Genomic DNA, 8,249 nt, shown 5'->3' with positions numbered 1-8,249 from the left:
GGCTAAACGCCCTCCGCGTCAACGCGCGCCCGCACGAGAAAACCGACCACTGTCAGATTTAGTCTAGTCCACTACACATCATGCGTCGGGGAATACATCCGGACGGATTTCAGACCACTGACTGCGCACTAACAGTGGCCTTCTGACGAACGCCAACGGTAGCGTTCGCTCACCGGCGAGCATTGCCAGAGCTGGGACGGTCCGGAGCGCGGACCGTCCCAGCTTTCTGTGCTGGAACTGCGCCACGACGATTGGTGATGACCGTTCAGCTTCGTGCGACGCCTGTGAAAAGAAGCATCCCCCGCATTCTCTGCGCTGATTGGACACCGGTGCGGAAATGCATCAGCAGAATCTTGGCCAACCGCTCACGATTGCCACTCCGCTTTTCTGCTTGGCGTCCACACAGGAAGTTGAACACGTGGTTCAACTTTCGATGCACAACAACTGCGCGGCTTTCGGAGGTGATTGCGCGGTTGCGAGGTGAGTAACGCGATTCACGCGGCGGACCTCTCATCGCAGGACGGATGACGAGGTCATGCCGACAAAGCTGCATAGCCGCGCCCCGATCCCCTCCGCTCTCGCCACGTCGATCGTAGCGGCTTCCAGCCAGTGATCGCAGCCCGAGACGCGATGCGACGTCTGCACCCCTTCTTCCCCTGCCAGGCCGACATGATGCGGATACAAAAGTGTCAAGCGAGGGCAGTTATAGAGACGTCCGTACGCCATCATCTGGTAGACGTCAGCTTGCGAGACGCCTTGCTTTTTATCACTGAGACGCGAGGCCAGGCGCTTCCATTTGGTATCGATAACCTGAACGACCTGGCTGTCGCGCTTGATCAGAATGTCGGGCTTGGTCTGGAAGAGTCCTCCGCTGTCAGTTTCGAGGCAATACAGCCTGCCTCCCTGAGTGACGACGTGCAAACGCTGGTCCGAATGCGAAAGCGCACGGCGAATCATGCGCGCGACGTATTCCTCGAACAAGGTGTTCATCTCGAAAAGCAAGGAAAAGCCCTCGGCCTCTCCCGCCGAGGTCGTCTGAAACCGCTCGCCCAGAAGCAGTCTGGCGAGGTTCAAAAGTTCGCGCCAGCGAGCATTGGTGCGATCCAGGACGACCTTGTCCCAACTCAACGCCGAAACCGGAACAGCAGAAATCTCGGCGTACACGAAGTTCAATTCCTGAAGCCGGCGCTGGTTATCGGCTGATCTTGCGACGCGCGTCAGCCGTGCGATCGCCGCCTTCATGATCTGATTGAGAGCGATATCCGGCGAAAGCGCATCGAACCGGCACGCCAGCCGGGACGGATCGGCCGCCAGCGCGGTGAATTGCCTCGTGATATCCAAGCGTCCCCGTAAGGTGGACAGATCGTCCTCATGCGTAACGTATCGACGCGGCATGCCTTGCCGGACGGCGTTGATCAGTTTTTCGCTGAAAACGCGGATGAGAATTTCGAGCAGCGTTTTGTGCTGCCAATCAAGTGCTATGATCTGCCCTACGTCGATCTTCATGTCGAGCGCGATCGCCAGCATATGAACCAGTCGACGCCGGATACTTCCCGCCCTGCTATCCTCGGGCTCGCCCGGGATGTCGATCTTGGGAAGGATCTCGAGCGAGCAACCGTCTGCCGCGAGCATGCCGACGACGCGGTGCGCGCGCAGCGCCTTGGCGCCATGCTCCAGCACACCGACGCCACGTCCGGCCAGTGGCGAAGCGGCGGCCACCGCTGCGATGCGATCGGCTAGATGTCTGGGTAGGGTCGTGGGATCCTGCGCATCTTCGCCGTACTCGATCTTTTCCCATTCCAGGATGGTTCGGCGGATCATCCTCTTACGATTCTCGAAAAGTCGAACTTTTCCCGCACGGTCCAGCGGAACCGCGCCGGCGCATCTCCGTCCATGCCCATGCCTTTTGGCGGGACCAGTTTCTTGCGATTCAGGAACCCGCCCTCGCGATCGCCATCGCCCTCGTCGGCATCGCCCAGCACAGCGGCGACCTTGCCCCAATCCTCGTAAAAGTACTCTGCAAGGAGCGGAATCACTCTGTGGCGCATAGCGTTCTCGACAGCCTCGCGCGATTCGCAGTTCATGAGATAGGCATGCCCGATCTGATGCTCGCGGTCGAACAAATATTCGATGCGCGCGTTGATAGCCTTCAGCAATTCGGCTAGGTCAATGTCACCGACCGTCCCCAACAGCGAGGGCTTCGGCATCAGTTCGCGGAACTGGAACCGGCGCCGCAAGGCCGTGTCGAGCAGGGCGATCGAGCGGTCGGCGGTGTTCATCGTCCCGATGATGTGGAGATTGGCCGGCACGCCGAACGGCGGACCATCGGAATACGGCAGCTTGACCTTCAGTTCGTTGACTTCGCCCAGACGCTTGTCAGGTTCGAGCAAAGTAATCAGTTCGCCAAATACTTTGGAGATATTCGCGCGATTGATCTCGTCGATGATGAGCACATAAGGCCGGGACTCTGGCGTCTGACGCGACGCGTCTTCACCGCACACGATGCTCTCCAGCGCATCCCACTGGATCAAGCCGGGGCGTAACTGGTACACCGATTGACGTCGAAACAAATTCTTATAAAAGATGTCGCGGTCGGCGCCCGCCGGGCTTTGCCAGATCCACTTCACTTTGCGCCGATGTGGATGATAGCGGGCCGATGTATCGTAAAAATATTCACCGGTAACGATCCCGAATGCACGAAAGGTATCGCGGCCGTCCGACAGGACGACATAGTCGCCGATCTGCATTGCTGACCGGAACGAATACGTCATCTCGATGTTCGGGTCCTTGCCGGATGCGTTAGGATCTTTCGTCGTATTCCATTCACGGCGAATCTCTTCGAAGTTGTCGAAACGCTCTTCCGACCAGTCGACATCGCTGCCCCATCCCAAATGTATGAGATTGTTAGCGAGGCCGTCGGCGATCTGCTTTTCGTCTTGTCCTTTGCGCCCGAGCGCAATCTTGAAGACGGGGCGATGACGGTCCAGATGCCTGTCATCGGGCTCGTCACCGCGATCCAGTCGCGCCCGGTCGCAGATGAGCTTGAAAATCCGATCTACGCTGCACAGCCTGAATCCGCCAGATACCGGCGCGACAGTCGCGCCCTCTTCCTGCTGCGCCAGCGGGACGTCCATCGCATCCGTGGTTGGCCGCAAGCCTTCGACGAAGTCCTCGTAGGAGTAGGACTGGTGGAAGGTGATGAAGTCGATTCGTCCGGCCTCGGTAAGCTTCCGGTATTCCTTCATCAGATCGTCGCGGCGGTCGACGGCAAACAACGGAGTGGCCCGCGCTTCCCCCAGGCAGAGCCGCACGGCTTCCATCACGGTCTCGTAGGTCTTGCCGGTGCCCGGGGGGCCATAAAGGATCAGGTTGGTTGCCGACTGCGCTAGCTGAGACATCGTGCTTGCTCGCTCCTTGAGACGATAGGTGAAGGTGGTCGTGGTACTCGCATCTGGTCCGCTCTGGTCTGGTGTTGGGACTGACACAAGGTCAAGAAATTTCGGTCCACGCAGGGCTTGGCAAACGTTGGCCCAGGCGTTGGACAAGCCTAACTCGTTATGAAGTTTGCCAGCGACGATCATGACGCTCGCATCGCCGCGATCCTGTGCCGGGGCGATGTAATTGACGAAGGCGCATGCGCGGATTCGTTCTGCGCCAGAGATGAGATGAGGATATTGCGATGCGGGCACAGGCTCAGGCCTATCGTCCCCGTCGACGATGATGTAGCCGGTATTGTGAAGCAACGACGCCGCGGTATCACGCGCCGCCAGGCCACCGTTGAGCGTGCGTACGCCAAGCGCAATCGCCGCGATCAATTTGCTGGGATAGCGTGAGAACGGCCTGGACCGGGACGGTCGGACCCAGTAATTCTTCGGCTCGTTGAATTGAGGATACTCAGCCTTGAATCCGTCGGGTCCCAGCTTGTCGAACATATCCATCGCCGCTTCGACGGCCGCGCGATCGAGTCGCCTTTCGGGCGTTGCGGACGCCGCCGTCTCTGCGTACCAGTCGACCAAAGCTCGTAGCGTCTCTTCATTCTCGACGTACACCGATATCTGCTTGCCGGGTTCGAGATTGGCGCCCTTCAGCGAATACGCCGTACTTTTGAACTGGTAGTGATCGGTTTCGACCTGGAACTCAGCGGCGGTTGCATTCCAGTCCACCGACACACCGCCAGGTGACGCCTCGAACACCAGCTTTGTTCGACGCGCGCTGGCCTCATTCAGTTCGACGGCAAAGCATCGTCCAGCCACAGTGCGATAAATGATCGCCTTCGATGCTCGACCGGGCGGACTGAAACGCATCACCTTGCCGCTGTTAATATAATTTTCGACGACTTCAAGCGCTTCATTGCTATTCAAGACTTTCTCCACCTGCTCCGGTTCCGTCACACGCCAATCCCGAAGATGATCTGATCATCCAACTCATCCGCATAAACGGGATGCTTTGCCAATAGCCCTTCGATCTGTTCCCGCTCGACCAAACGCACCCGGTTCATTCGCGCCTGCTCATGGGCGCCGGTGTTGAAGCGCTGGTTCGTCACGCACACCCGGCGAAACGTCGTGTTTTTATAGGCGTTTTGGTAGCCCGCCGCCCCTGCCGACACTTCCTTGATCGCGTCCCAGCCTATTCCGGCACTCAACGACGATTTGCATTGCAGCAACTCGCCTTCATTGCCCCTCAGCGCAACGATGTCGATGCCACCGTCACCGCCACTCTTTTTGGTGACAGACGCAACGTACCCTTGCTTTTCCCACAGCAGCCGGCAGAAATACTCGAATGCGGAACCATCGAGCCTGACGACGTCATCCAGCGTCACCGGTTGCGGCCGCCTATGAGACGCTTCGCCGTCCGATACGTCGCGTAACAAGTCGGAGACCTTGATGTCGTCGGGACTGCCATTGAGCATCTGCTCCATGGAAGAGCCGCTCATCGTCGTGCCGGCGAGTTTGCCCTTGCGCTTAAGCATTTGGTCGAGGCGCAGCTCGAAGGTCGGGAAATCGGCGACGACCGTGGGGCAATAGACGAACACATCTTTCTGCTGTCCGATGCGATAGGCGCGATCGGTTGCCTGATTTTCCTTCGCGGCGTTCCACGCGCGCGTGAAGTGAAAGACGTGATTGGCCGCCGTGACATTGAGTCCTGCTCCCGCCGCAAGCGTCGACAGAATAATGACATTGAAGCCGCGCGACGCCGAAAACCGATCGATGATGCCCTGCCGTCCCTGCGTGTCGCCGTTGACGACGAACGGCTTAATGCGGAAGCGCTCATGAATGAAATACGACAGCGCCGTCTGCACCTCGCGCAGCTCGGTGAAGACGATCGCCTTCTCCGCGCATCGCTCGACACGCCCGAGTTCGTTAAGCAGCCATTGCATCTTCGGCGAATTGTCGAGGTGCGCCTCAAGACCGCGCTTGTCCGGCACGAACTTGTTGCCCGGCAGGCAATACGGCTCCGCGCACACGGCCTTCATGTGATGGAGCGCGCCGAACGAAAGCGTGGCGCGGCGCCGTGCGTCGCGTTCGGCTGCTGCATCCTGAAGCTTTTGCAGGCCGTTCTTGTACAGCGCGTGCTGATGATCTGACAACCGGATCTCCAGCCTTTCGTTTTCCAGAGGCGCCGCGCTCAAAGTCGATGCCGCATCGTTCAATGCCTGGAGGACAAAATGCTTCCGGGTCAGTTCGCTCGCGATCTCTTCCTTCGTGCGACGCAAGGTCTGCGGTGCAATGAGCGCCTGCAATTCGTCCAGCGCGGCTCTCTGTTCATGCGTCTGACACTCGATCGGCCGACGATACATCTTGCCGAACGTTTCCAGCGCACCTAGCAGCCCGGGCTGCACGAAGTCGAACAGGCACCAAAGATCCGCCAGCGAATTTTCGACCGGCGTGCCCGTGCAACAAATTCTGAAGTTCGCTTTGAGCTTCTTGGCCGCGAGCGTCACACGTGTGCCGGGTGTCTTGATGCGCTGCGCTTCATCGCAAATGACGAACGCGAATTCCTGTCGCGCGAACGTGAATTCGTATCCCGTCAGCGCCTCGTAGGTCGTGATGACGATCTTGTTCACGCCGATCCAGTCCGGGCGAAGCAAGTCCGTAATGCCACGCGTCTGCAATTGTTCGTCGATCAGGGCGACAGGCTGTTTGCGGTGGCGAAGCGCCTCGCCATGCAACACGAGATGAGGCGGATACGAGGGATTGAAGAAGCGCTCGATTTCGTTCGACCAGTTCTGCAGGAGACTCTTCGGCGCGACCACCAGCGACGGCTTTCCATCGGGATGCGCTTCGTAAAACCATCCCAGCAGCGTCAGCAGTTGCAGCGTCTTGCCCAGTCCCATGTCATCTGCGAGCAGTGCGCCCCGACAATCGGCGGGGCTGTGCGACACGAGATTCTGGAACCATGTGACACCATGCAATTGGTGCTTCTTCAGCTCGATGCCGGGCCGCAGCGTACCCGGCAGCACAGCGACCCGATCGAGCGGCAGGCTGAGCAAGCTGCGGCGTTGCTCCTGGTAGTCGATCTCATTGAAGTTCGTTTTGACGAGCAGGCTTTCCTTGTTCTTTCGCGTCTGCCGGTCGGTGTCCCCCTGCTCGACTTTGACTTTGTTGCCGGCGTCGATCATCGCGGTGAGCGAATCGACAAGTTGCCGTGCCTGTTTCGTCTCGATTGCGGTCGGCAAGGCTGCGTCCGTGACTTCGGCGCGTCCTTCGCTTTGCGCGAGGCTGACCTTCTCCTCGAAGTCCTTGACCCAGTCGGTAGTGAGCGGAATCATGACCGAGCCATCTTGGCCCGCCAGCGTGACGGAAATCATCGGCGTAAGTTCGGAAGGCAGCCAGCCGTCGCTGTCTTCGCGTTGCGATGCGCTTTGCATCGCTGGCACGTAGACCGGCTTGGCTACACCGATGCCAGTGATTCGTTCGCTATATCCATCCAGCAAATAGATGTCTTCGAAATCGATCCGGCCGTCGCTTTGATTACGCCACAGAACGAGCAAATGTTGAGCCAGTTCAAACTGTTGCGTCGCTTCTGCATCGATGGTGAGATCGAACTCGTTCCATGGAAACTGCTCGCGTTCGAGTTTCAGCGCATCTTCAAGCGACGCAGCGAACTCTGCCAGTTCCAGGGAGCTTTCGAAGACAGACGCGGACGTTCTTGCCGCACCGTCCGCAAAGTGCTCGGTCACCACCAGTTCGACGCTCTCAATGCGCCCATCGGACATTCTGCTCTGGACCGAAAAGACAGTGCTCAACGCGCCGAGCGATGCTTTCTCGCGCACGAAATCGTCTTCATCTATGACTTCGCCGGCGCTATCGCCGAGTACCGCCCACGGATTGTGTAGAAGCCTTTCGGCTTCGACGCCGGCGACCCGTCTGCCGGGCATCGCCCGCTTGATCGCGCCGAGCACCTTGCGCACAGGTTCCGACAGCACGACCCTGACGCGACCTTGCGTGCCGCTTGTGAAGTCATAGTGCGGCTGCACTTTCGACAGCCGATCGAAGGCGCGAATCCAGCCTTCGGGGGCACCGTCGAAAGTCGGCGTGACAGTCTGGACGCGGCCAAACGGTGTGTCGTCCTTGTCGATGAGCAGGCGTAGCTTGTCGGGTGTTACCACGTGTGTGGTCGCCAGATATTGGCTTGCATACAGTGCGCTCGCGGCATCGGCGAGTGTGCGGATTGTGCCCCAGCCCAGTTCGTTGTCGTGCTGGCTTCGCTGCGTATCAGGTCGATGGCGAAAGACATTGAGCGCCTCTACGAGTGCCCACGCTCTTTCAGGTAAAAGCGATGCCTGGCCGTCAACGACGAAGATCGCACCAGCTTGCGCCGACGAACGCACGACGCGTCCTGCTCGCTCCCATTCGGAGACGAACGGATCGAAGTCCGTGTCGGAGAGCGTGCCATGACAGTCGATGACCGGCTGGAATGCCGCTTCTTCCGGTAAGCCGATGTTCGCGAACAGCGTGTCATGATCTGGCGAGTTGGCGAGCCGATAGTGGTCGGTCCATGCAATCACGACGCTGTCGACATTCAGTCGTGCGCGGCCGGCCTCCACCATCTGCAGCAGATGATGCGCGATGACGAACTCATCGGCTGCGACGTCATAAACTCTCGATTGGAACGCTTCGACCGTGGCCTCGGACAGAGCCGGCGCAACCCTGAAACTGATGCCTTCGCCTGTCCATTCCGGGCGCAAGTCCGGACCGATGTCTTCGGACTTCGATTTGCGTTTGAAGATGTCGAGAAAAGCCATCGCT

Annotated in this window: 3 protein-coding genes; all 3 read right to left on the bottom strand. The window is 59.0% G+C overall.

Features of this window, described 5'->3' with window-relative positions; genetic code table 11:
- Window positions 1–510: 510 nt before the first annotated feature.
- From AWB74_RS38640 to AWB74_RS38630, 3 genes are read right to left on the bottom strand one after another with little or no spacing between them, the layout of a single operon-like run.
- A complete protein-coding gene (locus tag AWB74_RS38640) occupies window positions 511–1,821 on the bottom strand; it encodes an McrC family protein (protein ID WP_061151855.1) in 1,311 nt (436 codons plus the stop codon).
- Window positions 1,818–4,361 carry an AAA family ATPase gene (locus tag AWB74_RS38635; protein WP_143749423.1) on the bottom strand — a complete coding sequence of 848 codons (2,544 nt, stop codon included), beginning with the start codon at window positions 4,359–4,361 and terminating at the stop codon, window positions 1,818–1,820. Before AWB74_RS38635 ends, AWB74_RS38640 begins: the two co-directional genes overlap by 4 nt.
- A 26-nt stretch (window positions 4,362–4,387) precedes the next feature.
- Complete coding sequence (locus AWB74_RS38630) at window positions 4,388–8,245, bottom strand: SNF2-related protein (RefSeq protein ID WP_061151853.1); 3,858 nt, start codon at window positions 8,243–8,245, stop codon at window positions 4,388–4,390.
- Window positions 8,246–8,249: the final 4 nt, after the last annotated feature.

Origin of the sequence: Caballeronia arvi, from assembly GCF_001544695.2 — a bacterium.
Taxonomy (GTDB): domain Bacteria; phylum Pseudomonadota; class Gammaproteobacteria; order Burkholderiales; family Burkholderiaceae; genus Caballeronia; species Caballeronia arvi.
This window is presented reverse-complemented; position numbering and strand designations above follow the sequence as displayed.

Excerpts from the sequence above, each read along its gene's own strand:
- AWB74_RS38630 (WP_061151853.1), bottom strand. The coding sequence starts at position 8,245 with ATGGCTTTTCTCGACATCTTCAAACGCAAATCGAAGTCCGAAGACATC.
- AWB74_RS38640 (WP_061151855.1), bottom strand. The coding sequence starts at position 1,821 with ATGATCCGCCGAACCATCCTGGAATGGGAAAAGATCGAGTACGGCGAA.